Here is a 21,655-nt window from a genome sequence, read left to right on the forward strand (position 1 = left end):
CGACCGGGGCTGGCGGCGCCTCAGCGGATTGAGGTGTCCATCAAATAACGGGAAGGGCCGGGCTGCTCGTCGTCGAGCGCGACCACCACCGGCTCACCGGTTTCCAGGCGCGACAGGGCAATCAGTTGCTGATTGCGCTCAATGCTGCGTTCAACTTCAAGCATCTGTACCGCCTCCTGGTAAGCCGTGCTGGTCACGTCGTCATATTGATCCTCAAGGCGTTGCAGCTTTTCATCTGCGCTGCGCCTGAGCGCGCCGAGTTCGTCCGGGTACTTCTCGTTCAAGTACTGCACCCAGTAATCGCGGCTGATCAGTTCTTCATAGAAACGCTCGCCTTTTTCCGCCTTCACGACCGCATCACGCGCGGTCGCCAGCTCCTCCCCTCTGAGCGGTCGGGCGAAGCGCATATGGCCGGGTTGCCCCGGCAATTGCAGGCCATCCTGCCAGCCGGAGGTCAGGCCGATCCGATACTGCAAGCGCACTTCCGCAGGATCCGCATCACGGCCCATGCTGCGCGCGGCCAGCTTTTCCACCTCGCCCAGGCGGAACAGCTGACGCGACAGGTCGAGCAAGGCACGCCCCTTGACCGCCAGGCCCGGAGGCAGGTAGCGCAAGGCGTTGTACTCGAACACCTTGACCTCGATTTCACTGAACGCCAGGGTGCGTCCATCGACGCAGGTCGTGTGCGTGGTGGCCATGGAAAACAGCGTATCGCGCAGTTCCTGACTGTTATTGGCCGCCTCGACAACCTCCCACACCCGGCGTGTCAGATCAGCGCGAAACACCCGGAACTCCTCGGTGTCCGGCATCCGCGAAAGCAGATGGAAGAACGCTCCGTTATCAGGCTCCGCTGCCAGCCGCTGCCACATGGCCCGACAGCGTACGGCATCCTCTTGCGGAAGGTTTTCAATCCACGGCGTCGCTTGCAGTTCGAGGACACTTTCGGCGAGTGTCGGCACCACTTCATCCGGTTCCAGATCACTTTCGCTTCCCGTGTCTTCACCCTCACTCTCGGTGGTGCTGCCCATGTCATCGATCATTCGATCGATCTCGGCATACGTCAGACCCAGCACATCGTCACGTCCATGGGCATCGGCGTATTCACGCAGACGGATCAGGCTTTGCTGCGAGATTTCGAAGTTATCCGACAGATTGCTGCCGGCAATCAGTGCAGCATGGGTGCCGTCATACAACCCGGACGGAATCGAGGTTATTTCATTGCTGCTCAAGTCGACCGCCTGCAAACGCGGGGCTCGCAGCAGCCCCTCCGGCCACACAGTCAGCAGGTTGTCACGCAGGTCCAGCCGTTCCAGTCGCTGCAGACGGTCAACGCGCAGGGTACGCAGGCCGTTATGGCTGAGATCCAGCCACCGCAGTTGCGGCAGGCCCTCGAGCGTTTGATCCAGCGCTTCGGAATCCACGAGACCGGTGAGCGACAGTTCCAGTCGTTCCAGTTGCAGCATGTGCCCGACAGGCTCAGGGATAGCCGGCAAGTGATTGCCGCTCAGATTGAGCCTGCGCAATTGTGTGAAGGCCCGAAGGAAAGCATTGGAGCCATTGGTGGTGAGCTTGACTCCCGAGAGGTTCAGGGTGCCCACCGCCGCGAATGTTTGGTCCAGTGCGGGCAGGTCGCCCACCTGCAGACCGTCAAGGTTGAGTTCTCGGTCAGACACGCCATTCCAGTCGACGGTACTTTCACGCCAGCATTCCATGATGCGCCGGGCGGCGAGCTGGCGGGTGCGCGACGACACGACCCAATCCATGCCTCGGGTTTCATGGGTGAACAGCCAATCGTTCAGCCGCCGCGTCAGCGCCTCGAATGCCTGCTCCCATGCATTGATGCGTGCACCGATCTGCACCTCGGTCAGCCCTGCGCCCCGCATTCGCTCAATCGTCTGCTGTGTCTGCGCCTCTTCGAACGACGGGCACAGGCGCTGGATGCGCGAGCCCCACCCGCCGGGCCCCACGTCTGCCGGACTCGGCGCAAGCGGCAGCAACCGCCGGGCGATCACCGAGCCACTTTCGGCGGGCGGCGTACGATGGCGCGGCTCCTCCAGTGCAAAGCGTTGCAACGACCCCGGCAACAGGCCTCTGGCGTCTTCGATACGCTGACGCGCGGTTGCCAGCGCCACTTCGGCCTGCGCATTCAGCGGGGTCCCGGCGAGGCTGGTATCGAGCAACAAGTCATCACGCCCCAGCAACACCTGCGGCAACGAGGTCAACCGGCTGTCGCTGAGATCCAGCCAGGTCAGGTCCGGCAGCAACTCCGCCCCCACCGGCCATTCGCGCAGGGCCGTTGCACTCAGGTCCAGGGCCTTCAGGCGATTCATACCGCGCACGTCAATACTGCTCAGCGGGTTGCCATGCAGGTTCAGGGTTTCGAGTGCCGGCAGATCGCTTGAATCGATCGGCAGTTCCGCCAGGCCACAATGGCTCAGATCGAGGGTATCGACCCCGCGAAAGGTCCGAATGAAACGGCGCAACTGCTCGACCGGGGCCTGCAATCCGGGCAGCTGCAGACTTCTGACATGGTTGAACCCGTCAGCCGAGAGCGTCGGCAGGCTGTCCAGCGGCGAGCCTGGAATATCCAGCACCGTGGCGTCATTGGGCAGGCTGACATACAAGTTGTAGAACACGCTTTCGGTGCGCGCGCCGTAGCGCTGGAACAACCCGCTGCGCCAACTGGCTTTCAGCGCCTCGGCCACCTCCGCGCGTGCAGCACCACCATTGGAAGCCGTTGGATCGGAACCGATCCACTCCTCAAGCCGGTCGAGTTCACTGAACTGCTCGCTCAAGGTTTCGATCGCGGCGAACCGGCTGCCGACATCCGTCCATTGCGCCTTGAACCCCGTATTCAAGACATCCAGAAGACTCCTTTCCATGCCGACAAAACGCTTGAGCTCACCGCGACAATAGTCTGCGACCATTTCGTCCAGATCGATGAGGTGCCGAGGCTGACTCCGAACGAATTCGTAGATCGGCTTGAATACCCGGCGCGGGAACTTCGACCAGTCCAGTGACAGCCCGGACAACAATCGTTGATGGCCTTCATAGATCTCCATTGGCAGGGTTTCGATCGCGGTCGATCGCAGGTTCAGGCGCTCCAGTCGAGGCAACTCCAGAACTCCTCTCGGCCATTGGTGCATTTGCGGACTGCCGAGTTCGAGCCTGCGCAATTGACGCATGCCGCCGACGTCGAGGGTCATGGGCACCACCGGGCTCATGCCCCCGGAGGTACAGCGCAGCTCCAGCTCTTCAAGCCGGGTCAGCTCCCGAAGTCGCGACGCCACCTGTCCGGTAATCGGTGTGGAGAGTTTCAGGCGGGTCATCTGGCGCAGCGTCTTCAACGTCGCGAGCACTTTGTCGAACTCCGCAATGCTCGAGGTCAGGGACAGTTTCTCGACATTGGGAAACGCCGAAAGCGTATCGCTGACCACCGGCGCGTGCAGCGTCAGCTCTCTGACATGCGTAAAGTCTGCGGTCAATGACGGCAGCGGCACTTCACCGATCAACGTCAGGCGAGCCGCCAGCGGATCATGTTCGGCCAACGGCGCATTTCGCCAGCACTCCTTGATGTTCTGCACCACGCTGACGAACTCGTCAGGGGTCGTGCGCAGACGCAGGTTCTGCGACGTCAGCCATTGCTCAAGGGTTGTTTCCAGCTCTCGCCACTCGCTCAACCGGTTGTTGAGCAAATGAAAGATCTGCTGATCGCTCTTGCCCAGACGCCATTGTTCAAGAATGAAGCCGCGAGCCTGCACGTCGGTCAACTGCGGGTAGACGCTCTGGACATGAGCCGTCAACGCCGGACTGGGCCCTGGCCCATCACCGCTGGCGGGATAGCCAAGCAGTTTGGAAGCAATGCGTTGCGGCGGCTTGAACCATGGTTGTTCGGCGCTGCGTGCACGCAGAATCCGGGCCGATTCACTGCGCTCGGTGAACGCCCGTTCGATGATCGCAGCTTGCAGATCGACGCTCTGCCCGACATTCGGCAGCCCCAATGCATGACGCGCCTGATCGGGCAAGGCGTGCATCAGCGAGGCGTAAAAGTTGTCGCCCCGATGGGGAATACTGTTGAGCGGTTCGCCACGCTCATTGGCCGCCTGCCAGGCATCTGCGTACTTGACCAGATACTTGCGTGTGCTGGCCGTTTCGCTGCCGATGGCATCCAGCATCGGACCGTTGATACTGCCTTCACGTATTTCCAGACGCAGGTCATCGGACCAGCCTGGCAAGCGGCCCAGCGTCTGCAAGGCCAGATGGCGGCTGTCAGGCGAGGCCATGGTTTCACTGCGCAACCCGGCCAGTCCCCGGTTCAGGCGCTCTGCCTGGCCATACCAGCGACCGAGCTCCTGCACGTGCAACGGAACCGGCGCTGCGCTGTCCAGACGTACCAGTTCTGCGGCATTGGCGTGGCCCACCGCGGCCATCGCCGCACGATCGCTCAGCCCCGGAATCACTCGTTGCAGCTTTGCCGCCCGGGAATCGACAGGCTCGATCCCCTTGAGAAGACGGTCGAACAGCGCGGGCTGTTGCGCGCTGGCAAAATCGGCAATCTGAATGGACAACTCCTTCGCCCTTGCTGCCCGAACGCGCGCGGGCTCGCCACCCAACAGATGAACCGTCTCCGCCTCGTCCAGCGTCGCGAGTATTCGGGTCGGCAACGCACCGTTCAGCACTTCGGCCCGGCTGACCCGGATCGGCGCCTTGCCGCCGCGCTGCGTCCCGTAACGGATGGCACGCCCCGAGAGATCAGAACTGTCGTAGATCTGCAGCTGGCGCCCGAATGGCCAGCGGGGCATGTCGGGAAGCAGCGGCAACAGGTGCATGAATCGACTGTCCACCGCCTGCTTCCCTGTGGCCTGTTCGACAATCAATCCGGCATCGCGCTCGGCGTTGAACAATTGCATGGCGTGCGCCAGTTCCGGCGGCGGCAAAGCGTTGTCCAGGTGCATCTTGCGCAACGCGTTGTCGCTGATACCGGCGACATCGGCCATCGCCAATAATTGCTCGTCAGCAAACGCGTCAGTGCTGTGGCCGATGCGCCGCAACAGCGTCAACCGGTCCCAGTCCTGCGGGCGCTCCAGGGTATGTCGCCAGGCGCCGGCGCCGTTGTGCGTCAGGAGCGGCTGATAGGCTTGCGAATCGTCCGGATGCTGAATGCGCCAGGCTTTGCGCGACTCATCGTAAGTCTGCTGATAGGTTTTGCCGTCGAGGCGGATGTAGTTTTTTTCTCCCGCCGCGTACTGCCCCAGCGCATTCGGTGCAACATTCGTTTGCAGTGCGACCGGACTTTCGTAGCCATTCAGACCAGGCTTCCACAAGCGGGTCGTACCGTCGGGCATTTCCACCTGGTGCAGGTTCTCGATGACCGGTGTCGATCTGGCGGCAGTCAGCCGAGCGAGGCCTTTCCCGGCACCCGCCATCAAGGCAATCAACGCAATGTTTTGCGCGACATCGATCAGATGGGCCTTGGCGGCCTTGCGATCACCTTCACTCCACTCGTTGGCGCATTCAAGGGTTTCTTCGAGCAGTTGCGCGGCCATCACCACCATCATCACTTCACCCAGCACCGGCACGAACATCGAGACGCCCATCAGCACCAGCATGCCGATGTTCAACAACGCGGCGAGTTTTTCCGAACGCACCCTGGCGTCGACATCCGCCGTAGGCACCGCGTGGCTGCGGGCATCGGCGAGCAAACGGTCGCGATGCTGCTCGAACTGGTAACGCCACAGGTCGATATTGTCCGGCCAGAGCCCGCCTCCCTTGCGGGGAAGGGCAACCGGGTTCAGATAGGGATCGGTGTTCGGCACCTGTGCGACCGGCGGTGCGGGCGGTAATTCGCGAACTCCGGTCAGCGCCGCGTTGATCGGGTTGAGCGCCTTGAGCAGTTCGTTGAGCAGCGATCCGTAGGGCGCCACCCTTTGTGTGAGCGTACGGTCCGGTGTGTCGTCGGTGAATTGGCCGAAGTAGTGCGGTCGGTCGGCATACGCGACGAACTGGCTGAAAAACCGTTGGTAGCTATTGGGTTCTGCAGGATGAGCCTGAGTGGCGTCGGATGCGGTGAACCGCTGCTTGAACATCGCTGCGATTTCCCGCCCCTTGTAGCGTTTGAGCGGATGGTAGGGATCGCCCGGGATGTACAGGATCGAGTCGTCACTGGAACGATATTTCTCGCAGATCGTGAACATCACGCAGCCGGTCATGCGGCGGCCCATCAGGCCCAGATCGCGAAACCAGATCTGCCGATGGCCCTGGCGCGGCGCCAGTTCACCGTTCAGGATCGAACGAATCGAAGCGTAGTCCTCGTGTCCGATATCACCTTTGACCAACGCCAGTTCGGCCGCCGCGTGCAGAGCGCTTTTATGCGCGTCGATGAATTTGTCGCGCAGCACCTGTTCGGCCACCGCGTCCCGGGGGTGCAGGAAATCCTTGAGGTAAGCCTGATACTTCGCACCGATGTCCAGGGAACGGCACAGACTAGTGAACTGCTCGACCGTCAGCGGTGTGCTCAATGGCGCAAGCGTGCCGGGTGTCGGGGTTTCACTGCGAAATCCCGACGTTTCATGGAAGGCGCCACTTTTACATTCACGGTCTTCGAAGTTGTGCAGCGCCGCTTGCAGCAAAGGCAGTTTCAAGACTTCGAAGAAGCCGATGTCGATGGCAAAAATCCCCACCTCCACCGGTTTGTTCAGCACCAGCCAGGTCTTGTTGACGTCCAGCGTCACGTTGAACCGGTCCTTGAGGGCCTTGGTGAGCAGCGGCGCGGCGAAACTGTCGATGTCCTGGAAGGTCGACATGGCCTTATCCAGGGATGTCTGGGCGGCAAGGCTGGCGGTTACGGCATCCCCTACAGCCTTGCGTTGATCGCGGGATGCACGTCGATACCAGTCCGGCGTGGCGGAATCGGCATTTTTCAGGGCCTCGCGCTGGTTTGGCGATGCATTGATCAACCACTGCGGGCTGGACTGCTCAAGAAAATCAGCGTGCAGGCTTTGCGTCACGACCGGCACCCGCGGCGTTGCTGCGGTGTCCGGCGAAGGTGGGGCGACAGGCAATTCGGACATGGTTTCGCTCCTTGAAATGGAGCAAAAGCAGACCATGACGACAATTTGCGACTGCGGTACATAAATCTCGCAACACAGCGTCTTGTCAGTGGAAATTACAAGCCCGAGCGGCGCTTTCATTCCCGCGCAAAGAGACTAATATTCGAACGCCCCGCCTTGAATTTCCAGGAACCCGGACATGCGTTTATCCGAATTTATCCGGCAACATGCAGATCGCATCGTCGAGGAGTGGGAACAGTTCGCCAGGACCATCACCCCGGCAGCCGAGACCATGGACAGGGCAGCGCTGCGCGATCATGCCAGAGAGATTCTGCTGGCCGCCGCCCGCGACATGGACACCGCACAGACCGCCAGCGAGCAGATCGCCAAAGCCAAGGGCGAAGGCCCGGAGAAGACCCCGAGCCTGGACGAGGCCGGTGCCAGCCACGGTGAGTTGCGCCACACAGTGGGCTTCGACCTTGTGCAGATGACGTCCGAGTTCCGCCATTTGCGCGCCTGTGTGATCCGCCTCTGGGTCGACAGTCTGGAATCGCCGGACATGGCGTACTTCCAGGACATGATCCGTTTCAACGAAGCCATTGATGAAGCCCTGGCCGAATCGACGGCTGCCTACGCCGAGCAGGTCGATCATTCCCGGGACATTTTTCTCGCGATACTCGGCCATGACCTGCGCGCGCCTTTGCAAGCGGTGACCATGTCGATCGAACTGCTGATGCGCAAGACCGCGTTACAGGACGATGCCCTTCAGTGCGCCCTCAACATCAAGCAGGGTTCGCGGCACATGGCGGCGATGGTCAGCGACCTGCTGGAACTGGTGCGCAGCCGCCTGGGCAAGAGCCTGCCGATCGAACCGGCGCCGATGGACCTGGCCGACGCGGCCCGCGCGGCCATCGCCGAAGCCTGCGCCGGTAATCCGGAAAGTGATCCGACACTGAAAACCGAGGGTGACACCCGTGGCAACTGGGACGCCGGACGGATCGATCAACTGCTGCAGAATCTGATCGGCAATGCCTTGCAGCATGGGTCTGATCCGCGCGAAGTGATCGTGACGTTGAAGGGAGAAGCCAGGCACGTGCTGCTGACCGTGCACAACTGCGGCAACCCCATTCCCGCAGAAGCCATCGGCACGATTTTCGATCCATTGGTGCGCAGTGCCGACGAAGAACTCGGCCAGCCGTCGACCAGCCTCGGTCTGGGCCTGTTCATCATCAAGGAAGTGGTGACCGCCCACGGCGGGGCGATCGAAGTCAGTTCAAGCGAAGCCGACGGTACGCTGTTCAGCGTGACGCTGCCCAGACAGGTTTGAAACGCTACTCGACCACCAGCCGCGCCAGACGCTGACGGAGCATGCGGTTCTCGGATCGCAACTCCTGCACTTCTTCCAGCAGGTCCAGCGCCAGGGCGACGCCTTCCCATTCCAGCTCCAGGTCGCGCCGCAGCTTGGCGGCGCGTTTGGCCAGGGTCAGTTCGTAGTCGGTGAAGCGCCATTCCCTGGGCTGGGTGCCCTGAGGTTCGAGGATGCCGTGTTCGACGATTTCGATCACGTAGACGTCCGACAGGTCGGCCGCCTCACAGAATTCTGCCATGTCCAGTTGAACGATCAGGGGGCTGCTCATGATGGGCTACTCCGTCGTCAGTATCAGAAGTTCTCGCGCGGGTTGAAGGCGGCCTTCTTCGCCAGTTCCTGCCACAGCGCCTTGACGTCATCGCCGTTGGCTTTGGGCATCACGGCCTTTAGCTGGACGAACAGATAACCCCGCTCGCCCGCCTTGTTCTGCAGACCGTGGCCCTTGGCACGCATGCGCTGGCCGTTCTGGCTGCCGGCCGGGACCTTGAGGTTGATCTTGCCGGTCAGGGTCGGCACGGCCACTTCGGCGCCCAGCGCCAGCTCCCAGGGAGCGAGCGGCAAGGTGATGATCAGATTTTCGCCTTCAACGTCGAATTTCGGGTGTGGCGCGAAACGGATGGTCAGGTACAGATCGCCATTGGCGCCGCCACCGATGCCCGGTGCGCCCTGGCCCTTGAGGCGGATGCGCTCGCCGTCGGCCACACCGGCCGGGATCTTCACGTTCAGGCTCTTGCTGGTGTTGCTGACGTGCTGGCCCGAACCGTTGTATTGCGGCACCTGGAAGCTGATCTTTTTCGATTCGTTCGAAAGCGTCTCTTCCAGAAAGATCGGCAGTTCCAGTTCCACGTCTTGCCCTCGCCGTCCGGCGCTGCGGGATTGCCGGCCAGCGCCGCCACCGAAACCGGGGCCGCGATTGCCGAAGATCGAACTGAAGAAGTCCGAGAAGTCGCCGGTGTCGCCACTGCCGCCACGGCTTTGCCAGCCCGGCGGGCCCTGAAACGGCTGACCGTGCTGGCCATAACGACGCAGTTCGTCGTATTCGGCGCGCTTGTCGGCGCTTTTCAGCGCTTCATAGGCTTCCGAGGCGTCCTTGAACTTGGCCTCGGCGTCCTTTTCCTTGCTGACATCGGGGTGGTATTTGCGCGCGAGCTTGCGATAGGCAGCCTTGATTGCCTTGTCGTCAGCCGTCGGCTCCACGCCGAGTATCTTGTAATAGTCTTTGAAGTCCATCGAAGGAATCACCATCCGTTATCGATTTCGCGCCGATGCCAGCATGCGCCTATTCGCGCGTGCCGGGTTGACCGATCTCAAGGTTGTGACCGGGTGGCGCAGCAGAAGTTTATCGGCAGTGGACGGCGGTTCTTGCGACCGCCGGTATGTCTGCCGGCCCATGCCAGCAAGTTTGGGGCAAAGCGCCGAGTTTCAAGCAAGCTTAGTCGTGAAATAGCAGATGACCGGCCTTCGAATATGTCGCGCACTGACATACACTGCGCGGCCGTTTTTTTGACCGGAACCGAAAGACCATGAAAGACGCCTCTCCAGCCCGTGCCTGCGGCATCGACTTCGGCACGTCCAACTCCACCGTCGGCTGGCTGCGCCCCGGCATGGAAACGATGATCGCGCTGGAAGACGACAAGATCACCCTGCCGTCGGTGGTCTTTTTCAATATCGAAGAGCGCCGTCCGGTATACGGCCGTCTGGCGCTGCACGAGTACCTGGAAGGCTACGAAGGCCGGCTGATGCGCTCGCTCAAGAGCCTGCTGGGTTCCAAGCTGATCAAACACGACACCAGCGTCCTCGGCACCGCGATGCCGTTCAAGGACTTGCTCGGGCTGTTCATCGGCCAGCTCAAGAGCCGCGCCGAAGCCGCCGCTGGTCGTGAGTTCGAGCAAGTGGTGCTGGGCCGTCCGGTGTTCTTCGTCGACGACGATCCGCTGGCCGACCAGGAAGCCGAAGACACCCTGGTGGAAGTGGCACGCAAGCTCGGCTTCAAGGACGTTTCGTTCCAGTACGAACCGATTGCCGCAGCGTTCGACTATGAGTCGACCATCGAAAAAGAAGAACTGGTACTGATCGTCGACATCGGCGGTGGTACGTCGGACTTCTCGCTGGTGCGCCTGTCGCCCGAGCGTCGTGGTGTGGATAACCGCCACGACGACATCCTCGCCACCGGCGGCGTGCACATCGGCGGGACCGACTTCGACAAACAGTTGAGCCTGCAAGGCCTGATGCCGCTGTTCGGCTACGGCAGCCGCATGAAAAGCGGCGCGTTCATGCCGACCAGCCACCACATGAACCTCGCGACCTGGCACACCATCAACTCGGTGTACTCGCAGAAATCGACCCTGGCTCTGAGCAGCATGCGTTACGACATCGAGGACACCGGCGGCATCGACCGTCTGTTCAAGCTGATCGAACAGCGCGCCGGGCACTGGCTGGCGATGGAAGTGGAGGAAACCAAGATCCACCTGACCCATAACGACAGCCGTCATGTGCCGCTGGATCGCATCGAGTCGGGCCTGAGCGTTGAATTGACCCGGGCGCTGTTCGAGTCGGCCATCGAGTCGCAGCTCGAGCGCGTGCGCGGCAGCGTCACCCAGTTGCTGGCCGACGCCAATGTGGCGGTGGGTCAGGTCGATACGGTGTTCTTCACCGGTGGTTCCAGCGGCATCCCGGCACTGCGCAACAGCGTCTCGGCGATGCTGCCGAACGCGCGGCATGTTGAAGGCAACATCTTCGGCAGCATTGGTAGCGGTCTGGCGATTGAAGCCATGAAGCGCTACGGCGTTTAACGCCAGCCTCAAGTTGCAAGCTTCAAGCTACAAGTAAAAGCAAAGGCAAGAGCGACCACCGCTCTTGCCTTTTTCTTGCGGCTTGCAGCTCAAAACTCGCAGCTGCTTTTAAACCATCCCGCCCAGCTTCAGCTCACTCTTCAGATACGCGTAATAAATCGGCCCCGCCACCACCCCCGGCAGGCCGAACGCGGCCTCGAACACCAGCATTGCCAGCAGCAACTCCCAGGACTTGGCACTGATCTGCCCGCCGACGATGCGCGCGTTGAGAAAGTATTCGAGCTTGTGGATAAAGATCAGGTAACCCAGCGCCGCAATGGCCACCCAGATCGACAGCGACAGGCCGACGATGGTGATCAGCGTGTTCGACATCAGATTGCCGATCACCGGCAGCAGACCGAGCAGGAAGGTCAGCACGATCAGGGTCTTGGTCAGCGGCAGCTTGATCCCGAACAACGGCAGAACCACGGCCAGGAAGATCCCGGTGAAGAAGGTGTTGAGCAGGGAAATCTTGATCTGCGCGAACACGATGTTGCGAAACGCCTGGACCAGCAGGTGCAGACGGTCGAACAGGGCGGCCGCCAGCGGCTTGCGCTTGGTGACGTCCGGCACACGCTGCAAGGCGATGATCGCGCCCAGCACCATGCCGATCAGCAAGGTCACGAACATGTGCGCCGCGTCCTTGCCCACCAGTTGCAGTTCGGACAAATGCTTGCTCGCCCATTCACCGATGGCCACCCGGAATTCGGCAGCGCTGGCCGGCAGGTAGGCGTCGATAAACGGCGGCAACTGCCCCCGCGCACGGTCGACCACGCCCATGAATTTGTCGAGGGAAGCGCCAGGGTTTTCCGCCTCGTGCAGCAGGAAACTGATGGCGCCAGCGAAGATCAGCGTCAGCACACTCACCACCAGCGTGCCCAGCAGCGCCACCGCCAGCCACCGCGCACGCCGGCCTTCGATCAGCCGTTGCAGTTGCGGGGTGAGCATGTTGACCAGTTCAAACACCAGCAACCCGGCCAGCAGACTGGGCAGCAAACGCAATGGCAACACCAGCAACAGACCGCCGAAAATGATGATGCAACTGACCCAGAACACAACATGACGCTCAGAAAACGTTGGCATACAGCCTCAAAACGAACGGCGTAAAAGGATTGGCAGTCTGCCAGCGATCCTTGGGGAGCACTAGGGATATGCGGTGTTTGTAGGTTTGGGGCTCGGCTTGAGAACCACCCCTCACCCTAGCCCTCCCGAAACGTCGGACCGCCCGTAGGGAGAGGGAACTGACCGAGTAGATTTAGAGAACTCCCGTAACCTGAAAGACCTGGTCGATTCCGGATTCAGCGCCGCACGTTCAGGTCGGCGCAAAAACCAGCCAATCGGTCCCCTCTCCCTCTGGGAGAGGGTTAGGGTGAGGGCCTGGATCCCAAGCCGGACACATCTGCCAGTCACCACTCAAACCCGCTTTATTTTTTCTTCAGGCAATCACTCATGAACGTCTTGCGCGCATCACCCGTCAGCGCCTTGGTCTTGGCATCGGCATTACAGGTTTTCATCTTTTCCTGCTGCGGGGTCAGAGCCTTGGCGTCGTTGGCCGCTGGGGCTGCCTTGAGGCAGGTGCTCATGAAGGCTTTGCGCTCGTCGCCCTTGAGGCTCTTGGCCGTGGCGTCGGCGTTGCAGGTGGTCATCTTGTTCTGTTGCGCCGTGGCGGCGAAACCCTGGGAGCACAGCAGCAGACCGATCATCAACAAAGGGACACGCAACATCTTCATGGAGTTTTCTCCTTGGCGCCGCCTCGATGGAGGTGGCCTCTGCTGGAGTGTAGTCAAAGCTTGTTACACCTTCCTGGCCTCAAGATGGCTGCGCCGATACTGCTCCGGGGTACATCCGGCCTGCCGGGCAAACATGGCGATGAAGGCCGAACCGCTGCTGTAGCCGAGATCGAAGGCGATTTCCTGCACACTGCGCGCACTTTCCAGCGCCTCGATGGCCGCGAGATACCGCAGGCGCTGACGCCACTCGCCGAAACTCATCCCCAGCTCCCGGACGAATTGCCGGGCCAGGGTGCGCTCGCTGACATGCACATGCGCCGCCCAGTGCGCCAGCGGCTGATTGTTGCCGGGCTCGGCCTGCAGGGTTTCGAGAATGGTCAGCAAACCGGGGCTGCTGGCGTAAGGCAAATAGCATTGGTGCACCGGCGCCTGGCGCAGTTGATCCACCAACACCTGGGCCAGGCGCTGGTCGGCTTCGAACGCGGGGATCTTCACATCGCGGGCAGCGAAGTCCTTGAGGATCGCCGAATGTCGCTGATCGCGAGAGTGCAGGCCTGCGCCGGCAAATCGGAACAGACCTCCGGCGCCAGGCACACCGCCCGATAGTTGACCGGTTGATGACTGTAGAAACTGTGCTCGACCTGCGGCGGCACCCACACCGCGTATTGCGGCGGCGACATGAAGCGGCTGCCATCGACATCCATATGCAGCACGCCGTGGGCCGCGTATTCCAACGTGCCCCACGGATGGCGATGCGGCGCGGCGTATTCGTGGGCATTGAAATCGGCATAGCGGAAATACACTGCCGACGGCAGTTCGCTGAAATCCAGCAGATCGATGTGTTTACTGTTCATGCTGTCCGGAATCAGGGGCGGGTTGTCCGGTTCGCAGTATAGGCCTGCATCCAGACAGGGGATAATCGCCGTTCATCAACGTACTGGTTTCTCCTCCCATGCAATACGCGTTTCCCCTGCTGGCGATTTTCATCTGGGCCGGCAACACCGTGATCAACAAGCTCGCGGTCGGTGCGATCTTTCCCGCCGAGATCGGCTTTTACCGCTGGCTGCTCGCCGGCCTGCTGTTTACCCCGTTCATGCTCAAGAAGGTGATCGCGCACTGGCCGCAGATTCGCCCGAACCTGGGCAAAATCTTCATCCTCGGTGTACTCGGCATGGCGGTCTACCAGAGCCTGGCCTACTTCGCCGCGACCCTGACCAGCGCCACCAACATGGGCATCATCCTGTCGCTGATGCCGCTGATGTCGCTGGCCATGGCGATCATCAGCCTCGGCCAGCGCCTGACCGCCGGTGCGCTGGTCGGTGCGGTGCTGTCGTTCGCCGGTGTGCTGGTGGTGGTGTCGTCCGGCAGCCTCGGCGCACTGCTGCAACACGGGGTGAACCTGGGTGACGCGATGATGCTGGTCGCCACCCTCGCCTATGCGATTTACAGCACCCTGCTGAAAAAATGGCAGCTGCGCCTGCCGCCGCTGGTGTTGCTGTATTTGCAGGTGCTGGTGGCGGTGGTGGTGCTGTTTCCGCTGTACGCCGTGTCGCCGAAAACCGGCCTGACCCTGCAGAACATTCCGCTGGTGCTGTATGCGTGCCTGCTGGCCTCGATGCTCGCGCCGCTGGCGTGGATGCAGGCCGTGCAGCGTCTGGGCCCGAGCCGGACCACGCTGTTCTTCAACCTGCTGCCGTTGATCACCGCGCTGATTGCTGCGGTGGTATTGAAGGAACAACTGGCGATGTATCACCTGGTCGGTGGTTTGCTGACGCTGGGCGGGGTGATTCTTTCCGAGCGTTGGACCACCGTCCTCGGTCGCTCCCGCACCCCGAGCGCCGCCTAGACCCCGGCGGCTTTCAACCGCGCCGCATGCTCGACGAACAGCCGCACCGGGTCCGCGCCTTTGCCGACCAGTCCCAGCGACTGGTTGACGATGTCGAAGTGATCCATCGGGTAGTCATCGCCGATGACCGTGCCCAAGTGCGAGCTGTAGCGGCCGACCATGCCGTCGCACTGCCCCGGCTCGCGCACGAAGGTTTTGGCGAACAACCGGCAACTGCGGTTGGTGCCGTCGAACAGGTTGCCACCACGGTCGGTCTTGCCCGGCTGCAAGGTGCCGGACCACGAGTAATAACGCACGCCGTTGACCTCTTCCGGTCCCTGCCCGCCCCATGTATCAGGCAGGCCCTGTGGATAACGCTGATTGAACAGCGCCACGCCTTCGGTGGTCAGCGAGTTGTGCGAGGCATGGATATCCACCGGCAGTTTCGGCCCGTGGTAGCCGGTTTCCAGCAGCGCCATCAGCCAGCCGACAAAACGTAACAGCGCTTCCAGAATGCGCCCTTTGGCGCTGTCCGCCGGATAATGTTTCGCCAGATAGTCGGCCAGTTCCGAACCGTGATTGGGGCCGGCCACCGACGTCACCGACGCCACCAGATCCGGACGCTTGGCCGCCGCGTAACGCGCCGTCAGCGAGCCCTGGCTATGGCCGAACAGATTGACCTTGGCCGCGCCGGTCTCGCGCAGGATTTCATCGATGCGCGTCAGCAACTGCTCGCCGCGCACTTCGGTGGAATTGAGCGGCGACACCTGCACCGCAATCACCGTCGCCCCACCCCGGCGCAACGCTTTGATGATCCCGTACCAGTAGGGGTACAGCACCAGACGGATGAAACCGAGCATTCCCGGCACCAGCACCAGTGGGTAACGTGTGGCCGAATCTTGCGACATGGGCAAACATCCTTGTGGTCGGTGAGTGGATGCAAGGCGTGCAAAACGCCCGCCAAGCATCCTCCTCGATGATGACAACTCCAAGACCAGCCTACTTCAGCCCCACCACCCCCGCCACAATCAGCCCCACCGACAGCAACTTCACCAGCGTCAGACTCTCGCCCAGCAGGGCGAAACCGAGAAACACCGTGCCGAGCGAGCCGATGGCGGTCCAGATCGGATAGGCGATGCTCACCGGCAACTCGCGCATCGCCAGGGTCAGGAAATAAATCCCGCCCACCGCCGCGACCACGGTGATCAGCGACGGCCAGAGCCGGGTGAAACCCTCGGCGTACTTCATGCCCATGGCGAATGTGACCTCGAACCCGGCCGCGATCAGCAGAAACAGCCAGGCCACCTAGAACTCCCGGGCCAGGTCGAGCAAGCGCTGCTCGGCCTCGGCCACCGACACCGCGAAGGTGCGCTCGGCGGATTCCTCGCCCTCGGCGGCGACCACCGTGACATCGTTGATGCCGATGAAGCCAAGCGCGGTGCGCAACCAAGGATCGGCGTGGTTCAACGCCTCCAGCTCACCGCCCGGGCCGAACCCGAAACCGCCGCGACTGGTGACGATCAGCGCCTTCTTGCCGTGCAACAGCGGCGTGTATTGGGCGATGCCGTTGTCCAGGGTGTGGTCGAACGTCAGGCCCAACCGCACGATCTGATCGACCCAGGCCTTGAGGCCGCTGGGCACGTTGAAGTTGTACATCGGCGTGGAAATCAGCAGCAGGTCGTGATCGAACAGCTCGCCCACCAGTTGATCGCTGAGCGCCAGATCGGCTTGCATCGTCAGCGGCCGAGCCTCGGGTTCCGGGTAGAACGCCGCCGCGACAAACGCTTCATTCACCGCCGGAATCAACGCACGCCCGACTTCCCGGCGAGAAACTTGAGCCTGTGGATGACGGACTTGCCAGGCGCTGAGAAAGGTTTCCGCCAGACGCCGCGAATGGGAACGCTCACCGCGAGGGCTGGCATGGATCACAAGAATCTTGCTCATCTGAATCTCCTTGGGACTAGACTTGAGTGACGGTGTGGCGCCAGATTGCAGGCATCACCTCATCGCCTCAAATGAGCAAAAATCAGTCAGGATGAATTGATCTCATCCGTGGAGTTTCCATGTTTGCTGCCTTACCCCTGACCGCCCTGCGCGCGTTCGAATCCGCCTCGCGCCTGTTGAGTTTCAAGGCGGCCGCCGAAGAACTGGCGGTGACGCCCACGGCGATTTCCCATCAGATCCGCTCGCTGGAGGACTGGCTCGGCGTGGCGCTGTTCGAACGCCTGCCGCGTCAGGTGCGCCTGACCGAGGGCGGCGAGCGGCTGTTTCGCAGCCTGCACGGCGCGTTTCTGGAAGTGGCGCAAAGCGTCGACACCCTGCGCCCGCAACGCAGCGGCAGCAGCCTGACGCTGTCGACCACCGCCGCGTTTGCTGCGCTATGGCTGGTGCCGCGACTGGGGCGGTTTTACGCCAGGCACCCGAACATCAATGTGCGCCTGGATACGCATTGCGAAGTGATCGATCTGCATCAGGACGCCAGTGTCGACCTGGTATTGCGCTACAGCCTCGACGATTACCCGAACCTCTACGGGTTGTGCCTGTTCGATGAATCGTTCGGCGTGTACGGCTCGCCGGAACAGGTGGCGCTGGCCGCCCGTCGCACCCCGGCGCTGATCAGCGTGCATTGGCACAATTCGAAGCTCTACGCCCACGGCTGGGAGGCCTGGTGCGCGCAGTCGGGCGAGAACTGGCTGAATCAGCACCCGGCCGTCCGCGAATACGACGAAGAGCATTACGCCCTGCAAGCGGCCATTGCCGGACAGGGGCTGGTGCTGGCGAGCAACATTCTGGTGTCGCAGAGCGTCGCCAGTGGTCTGCTGGTGCCGTACAAGGGTGAAGTGCAGGTCGACGGCGCCGGATACAGCGCACTTTGCGTACCGGGCCGCGAGCGGCACCCGCCGGTTAAGGCGTTTTTTGCCTGGCTGCGCGAGGAAGCATTGCTTTCGGGACATGCCCCGCGCTGAATCCGACAAAACTTTTTGCCGCGTTCATCACTCACAACCAGGTAACGATCACGTCAGCAGAACGTGACGCCAATCGGATTAGCCTCCAGGAGACTGAAATGAGTGATCTGCATTTGTCTGATGTTCAAACCCTGCGCGAGCGCGCACGCCAGCACGTGGAAAATGGCGCGGTGACCGAAAGCTACAGCGCCAACCGCGAAGAAGTGCTGCGCCTGCTCAACGAGTCGCTGGCCACTGAACTTGTCTGCGTCTTGCGCTACAAGCGCCACTACTTCATGGCCAACGGCCTGAAAGCCAACGTCGCCGCCAACGAGTTCCTGGAACATGCCACCCAGGAAGCCGAACACGCCGACCGTCTCGCCGAACGCATTGTGCAACTGGGCGGCGAGCCCGAGTTCAACCCTGACCTGCTGTCGAAGATGTCCCACGCGCAATACGTGGCCGGCAACACCTTGAAGGAAATGGTCTACGAGGACCTGGTGGCCGAGCGGATCGCCATCGACAGCTACCGCGAGATCATCCAGTACATCGGTGAAAAGGACCCGACCACCCGCCGGATCTTCGAAGACATCCTGGCTCAGGAAGAAGAGCATGCCGATGACATGGCCGACATACTGAAAGACCTCTAATCCCCGCTACCCCCGCTGACCGATCGTTCCCACGCTCTGCGTGGGAATGCATCCCGGAACGCTCCGCGTCCCAAGAGCGTCCATGACGGCGTTCCCACGCAGACGGTTCGACATGGGAACGATCGGGTTGCTGCGATTACTTGGTGGGTTTGACGGTCACCGGTGCCTTGCCCGCCTTCATCTGCTCCAGCAACGGCGCGCACTGATTCGGCTCGCCGCCGCTCGGCGCCACCAGCGCCAGCAGCCCCGCCGCCGGCGCGGCGATCACGCCCAACGCCACCATCCCCGCCCCGCGCAACATCAACGGCACCGCTTTCACCCCGGCATCCGGCTTGATGAACTTGCCGCGTACATACAACGGCGAACGCAGGGAAATCAGACGCCAGCCCTTGGATTCCGGGGTCACCGTCAGGTCCAGTTGCTCGGTGGCCATGTTCGCCGTGCCATCGATGTAGATGATTGCGTTCTCGGTATCGAACACAAACAGCCGCGTGCTCGCCAGGCCAGTCTTGATGTCGAAGTCCGCCGCCGCGCAGTTGATCTTCACTTCCTTGTCGCCAAAGATCTTGCCGACCACGTAGTTGCCGACGTTCAGGCCTGCCAGCTCCATCAACTCGCGACTGATCGCGCCGTCGTTGATCAGCATCTTCAGGTTGCCGTTGGCACCGCCCAACAGCTTCGCCACCGAGTTGCCGCGACCGGCAATGTCGGCATCGCCGTTGAGTTCACCGAAACTGGTCTTCATCGGTTCGAAGGTCGGGAACAGCTGTTTGAGCTTGAACTTGCGCGCGGTCAATTTGGCCCGGCCTTCCAGTGGCTCGGTACGACCGTTGAGACGAATCTGCGCGTCGAGATTGCCGCCGGCCACGCCGAAGCGCAGTGGCTCCAGACTCAGTTCGCCGTCGTTGAGTTTCAGGTGGGTATAGAGGTCGGTGAACGGCAGTTCTTCGCTGTGGACGATGCGTTTGCCGGTGAATTCGACGTCGGCGTCCATGTCGCGCCAGCGCTCGGTCTTGAATTCTTCCACCGGCAACACCTTGTCCGCCGGCTGCTTGCTCTCGCCGCCACGGGCCTTCTGCTTGGCATTGGAGTCGGCACCGATCAGCGGCGCGAGGTCAGCGAACAGCAATTGATTGGACAGCAGCGCGCCACTCAGCTTGGGCCGTGGCTGGCTGGCGACGTAGGCCAGATCGCCATGGATGTCGCTGCTGCCGATCTTGCCGTTGAACTGTTCGTAGCGGAACTGCGCGCCGCCCGGCTCATGCAGCTTGGCGATCAAGTGGCCGTCGGTGGCATAAGGCGGGGTGTCCGGCAGGGTCACGCCGGTCAGCGGATACAGATTGCCGAGGCTGGCGCCCGCCAGTTTCAGGCGCAGGTCGAGGGCGCCGAGATTCAGCGGATCGGTCAGGGTGCCGGCGAGTTCGACGCTGGTATCGCCGATCTTCGCCTGGGCCTGCAACGGGAACGGTTTGCTCGCATCCTGCAGCGCCAGCAGACCGCCGATCTTGCCCTGGCCGGCGAGTTTCTGGCCGTGGTACTGGCCGGTGACTTTCAGGCCGAAGGCGTAATCCTGCGGTGCGCCGCCCTTGTCCTGTGCGGTTTTCGCGGCTTTGTCACCGACGATATCGCTGAACGGAATCGGCTTGCCCAGCGGATCGATCAGCAAGTCGAGGTTGGTCCTGAGGGTCTGGTCATCCAGGGTGACGTGGCCCTTGTCGAAACCGATGGCGCCGATGTCGACCACCCAGTTCGAGGGCTCGGCGTTCGGGTCCTTGGGATCGAACTTGAAGGTCCAGTTGGCGCGACCGTCGGCCAGGCGCTGCAATTGTGCGTTCGGCTCAGTCAGGTCGATCCGCGGGATCGTCACCCGTTGCGCCAGCAAGGCCAGCGGTGAAATGCGCAGCTCGACCCGTTTGAGGGTGACCATCTGCGGCTGTTTCGACCAGTCCGGATTGCCCAGCGTCAGGTCTTCGGCCACCACATGCGGCCACGGCACCCAGGCGCGCCAGCCGCCCTCGTCGATTTCGCGCCGCCAGACCACCGACAGGTTGCCGTTGATGGCGAACGGTCGGTGCAATTCTTCCGAGACTTTGGCATTGAGCGGCGGCTTGATCCGGTTCCAGTCGAAAAACACGATGACCAACACCAGCACCGCCAGAAGCAGCACAAGGGTGGCGAAGGTCCAGGCGAAGATTTTACGGGTGCGCGTCATGCACAAAGCTCCTGAAGACGACTGCATCCATTGGCACGACGCAGCTGAAACGGCAGGCCATGATGGCCCTCATGAAATCTGTGACTGACAAACAGCCCGCAGGTTTAATCCAAAGCCCCAGCGAGGGGAAAAAACGGTTGTCATTCTGACTGATCGGTCGAATTGGCGTTACCGCCCCCGCACATTTGCGGGGCGCAAGTGGGTGGAAAATACCCACCGCAGTGCAAAACCGCCCACCTGAAACGCCCGAGCTAGAGCCTCCCAAGCGAACAATCAATTCTGTTGATTATTACCATTGTGTTTATGAACTTTTATATCGACTTATCGAGAGTAGCATTAGCTTCGTACCCACTTTATCGCCCTCCCAAGGAGCAACCCATCATGAAACGCCAACTTCTGTTCAGTCTTACCCTCTCGATGCTGGCCAGCACCGCTTTCGCTCTGCCAGCTGCCGATCAAGCGACTCCGCAAGTCAAAACCAGCCACTCGGTGTTCAGCCAGACCGTTGCTGCTGATGGCTCCGACCGCACTCCACAAGGCCAGACCCTGGCTGAAAACGGTCGTAACCGTCTGGAAGAAAAAGGCCTGGTTCAAGATGGCTATGACAAAACCCCACAAGGTCAAACCGTAGCTGAAGGCGGCCGCGATCGTCTGGAAGAGAAAGGTCTGGTTCAAGACGGTTCGGATCGCACTCCACAAGGTCAAACCCTGGCATCTGACGGCGGCGACCGTACCCCACAAGGTCAGACTCTGGCTTCTGACGGCGGCGACCGCACTCCCCAAGGCCAGACCCTGGCATCGGACGGTGGTGACCGCACTCCACAAGGTCAAACTCTGGCCGAAGGTGGTGGTGACCGTGTGATCGAACGCAACAGCGCTTTGAGCTAAGCCCATGGCGGCCTGGAAAAAAAGCCCAATCCCCGGATTGGGCTTTTGACTTTTCAGCAGCCTGTATAAAGAAGTCGCGATTTCCCGCTTTCATCCCCCCTGCCGTTCGACGCCGACAAAGCCGATTTGCTAGAGTGCGGCGCTTGTCTTGCCTAA

The 21,655-nt window shown here is 61.6% G+C and carries 15 protein-coding genes and 1 pseudogene; 6 read left to right on the forward strand and 10 right to left on the reverse strand.

The features are described from left to right. Window positions 1-20: 20 nt before the first annotated feature. Complete coding sequence (locus tag CAF80_RS17080; protein ID WP_166742329.1) at window positions 21-7,070, reverse strand: NEL-type E3 ubiquitin ligase domain-containing protein; 7,050 nt, start codon at window positions 7,068-7,070, stop codon at window positions 21-23. A 178-nt stretch (window positions 7,071-7,248) separates the two neighbouring features. Here CAF80_RS17080 and CAF80_RS17085 point away from each other — a divergent pair, with 178 nt between their 5' ends. Further along, window positions 7,249-8,376, forward strand: a complete 1,128-nt coding sequence (locus tag CAF80_RS17085) for a sensor histidine kinase (RefSeq protein WP_085667738.1) — start codon at window positions 7,249-7,251, stop codon at window positions 8,374-8,376. Window positions 8,377-8,380: 4 nt separating this feature from the next. On the opposite strand, the gene CAF80_RS17090 is transcribed toward CAF80_RS17085, so the two are convergent. Further along, window positions 8,381-8,686 carry a chaperone modulator CbpM gene (locus tag CAF80_RS17090; RefSeq protein WP_085667737.1) on the reverse strand — a complete coding sequence of 102 codons (306 nt, stop codon included), beginning with the start codon at window positions 8,684-8,686 and terminating at the stop codon, window positions 8,381-8,383. A 23-nt stretch (window positions 8,687-8,709) separates the two neighbouring features. Continuing rightward, window positions 8,710-9,648 (reverse strand): DnaJ C-terminal domain-containing protein, encoded by a 939-nt coding sequence (locus tag CAF80_RS17095; RefSeq protein WP_039766790.1) that lies wholly within the window; start codon window positions 9,646-9,648, stop codon window positions 8,710-8,712. Between the two features lie 293 nt (window positions 9,649-9,941). Between CAF80_RS17095 and CAF80_RS17100 the strand changes: the two genes are divergently transcribed. Continuing rightward, window positions 9,942-11,210, forward strand: coding sequence for an Hsp70 family protein (locus CAF80_RS17100; RefSeq protein ID WP_085667736.1), 1,269 nt, complete (start codon window positions 9,942-9,944; stop codon window positions 11,208-11,210). Between the two features lie 108 nt (window positions 11,211-11,318). Here CAF80_RS17100 and CAF80_RS17105 read toward each other — a convergent pair whose 3' ends face one another. The 3 genes and pseudogenes from CAF80_RS17105 to CAF80_RS17115 all read right to left on the reverse strand — a co-directional run bounded on the left by CAF80_RS17105 (window position 11,319) and on the right by CAF80_RS17115 (window position 13,833). Continuing rightward, window positions 11,319-12,332, reverse strand: coding sequence for an AI-2E family transporter (locus CAF80_RS17105; RefSeq protein WP_011332225.1), 1,014 nt, complete (start codon window positions 12,330-12,332; stop codon window positions 11,319-11,321). 341 nt (window positions 12,333-12,673) lie between these two features. Beyond that, on the reverse strand, window positions 12,674-12,979 hold the full coding sequence (locus CAF80_RS17110; RefSeq protein ID WP_064379136.1) for a PsiF family protein: 306 nt from the start codon (window positions 12,977-12,979) through the stop codon (window positions 12,674-12,676). 63 nt (window positions 12,980-13,042) lie between these two features. Next, window positions 13,043-13,833: pseudogene (locus CAF80_RS17115) on the reverse strand (helix-turn-helix transcriptional regulator). Between the two features lie 98 nt (window positions 13,834-13,931). On the opposite strand from CAF80_RS17115, the gene CAF80_RS17120 reads away from it, so the two are divergent. Beyond that, window positions 13,932-14,825, forward strand: a complete 894-nt coding sequence (locus CAF80_RS17120; protein WP_074689659.1) for a DMT family transporter — start codon at window positions 13,932-13,934, stop codon at window positions 14,823-14,825. Here the strand turns inward: CAF80_RS17120 and CAF80_RS17125 are convergent. The 3 genes from CAF80_RS17125 to CAF80_RS17135 form a co-directional block, all read right to left on the reverse strand. Then, window positions 14,822-15,712 carry a triacylglycerol lipase gene (locus CAF80_RS17125; protein WP_085667735.1) on the reverse strand — a complete coding sequence of 297 codons (891 nt, stop codon included), beginning with the start codon at window positions 15,710-15,712 and terminating at the stop codon, window positions 14,822-14,824. The genes CAF80_RS17120 and CAF80_RS17125 overlap by 4 nt on opposite strands. Window positions 15,713-15,803: 91 nt before the next feature. Further along, window positions 15,804-16,109, reverse strand: a complete 306-nt coding sequence (locus tag CAF80_RS17130) for a multidrug efflux SMR transporter (RefSeq protein WP_007950617.1) — start codon at window positions 16,107-16,109, stop codon at window positions 15,804-15,806. Then, window positions 16,110-16,748: an FMN-dependent NADH-azoreductase gene (locus CAF80_RS17135; RefSeq protein WP_085667734.1), complete on the reverse strand. Its 639-nt coding sequence runs from the start codon at window positions 16,746-16,748 to the stop codon at window positions 16,110-16,112. Between the two features lie 119 nt (window positions 16,749-16,867). Here CAF80_RS17135 and CAF80_RS17140 point away from each other — a divergent pair, with 119 nt between their 5' ends. Beyond that, window positions 16,868-17,770: a LysR substrate-binding domain-containing protein gene (locus CAF80_RS17140; protein ID WP_074689655.1), complete on the forward strand. Its 903-nt coding sequence runs from the start codon at window positions 16,868-16,870 to the stop codon at window positions 17,768-17,770. Window positions 17,771-17,868: 98 nt separating this feature from the next. Then, on the forward strand, window positions 17,869-18,399 hold the full coding sequence (locus CAF80_RS17145) for a bacterioferritin (RefSeq protein WP_039766721.1): 531 nt from the start codon (window positions 17,869-17,871) through the stop codon (window positions 18,397-18,399). A gap of 136 nt (window positions 18,400-18,535) precedes the next feature. On the opposite strand, the gene CAF80_RS17150 is transcribed toward CAF80_RS17145, so the two are convergent. Continuing rightward, entirely contained in the window at window positions 18,536-20,611 is a 2,076-nt protein-coding gene (locus CAF80_RS17150) for an AsmA family protein (RefSeq protein WP_085667733.1), read from the reverse strand. Window positions 20,612-20,992: 381 nt separating this feature from the next. Here CAF80_RS17150 and CAF80_RS17155 point away from each other — a divergent pair, with 381 nt between their 5' ends. Beyond that, window positions 20,993-21,499: a hypothetical protein gene (locus CAF80_RS17155; protein WP_039766719.1), complete on the forward strand. Its 507-nt coding sequence runs from the start codon at window positions 20,993-20,995 to the stop codon at window positions 21,497-21,499. Window positions 21,500-21,655: the final 156 nt, after the last annotated feature.

Origin of the sequence: Pseudomonas sp. B34(2017) (genome assembly GCF_002112915.1) — a bacterium.
In the GTDB taxonomy this organism is placed as follows: domain Bacteria; phylum Pseudomonadota; class Gammaproteobacteria; order Pseudomonadales; family Pseudomonadaceae; genus Aquipseudomonas; species Aquipseudomonas pharyngis.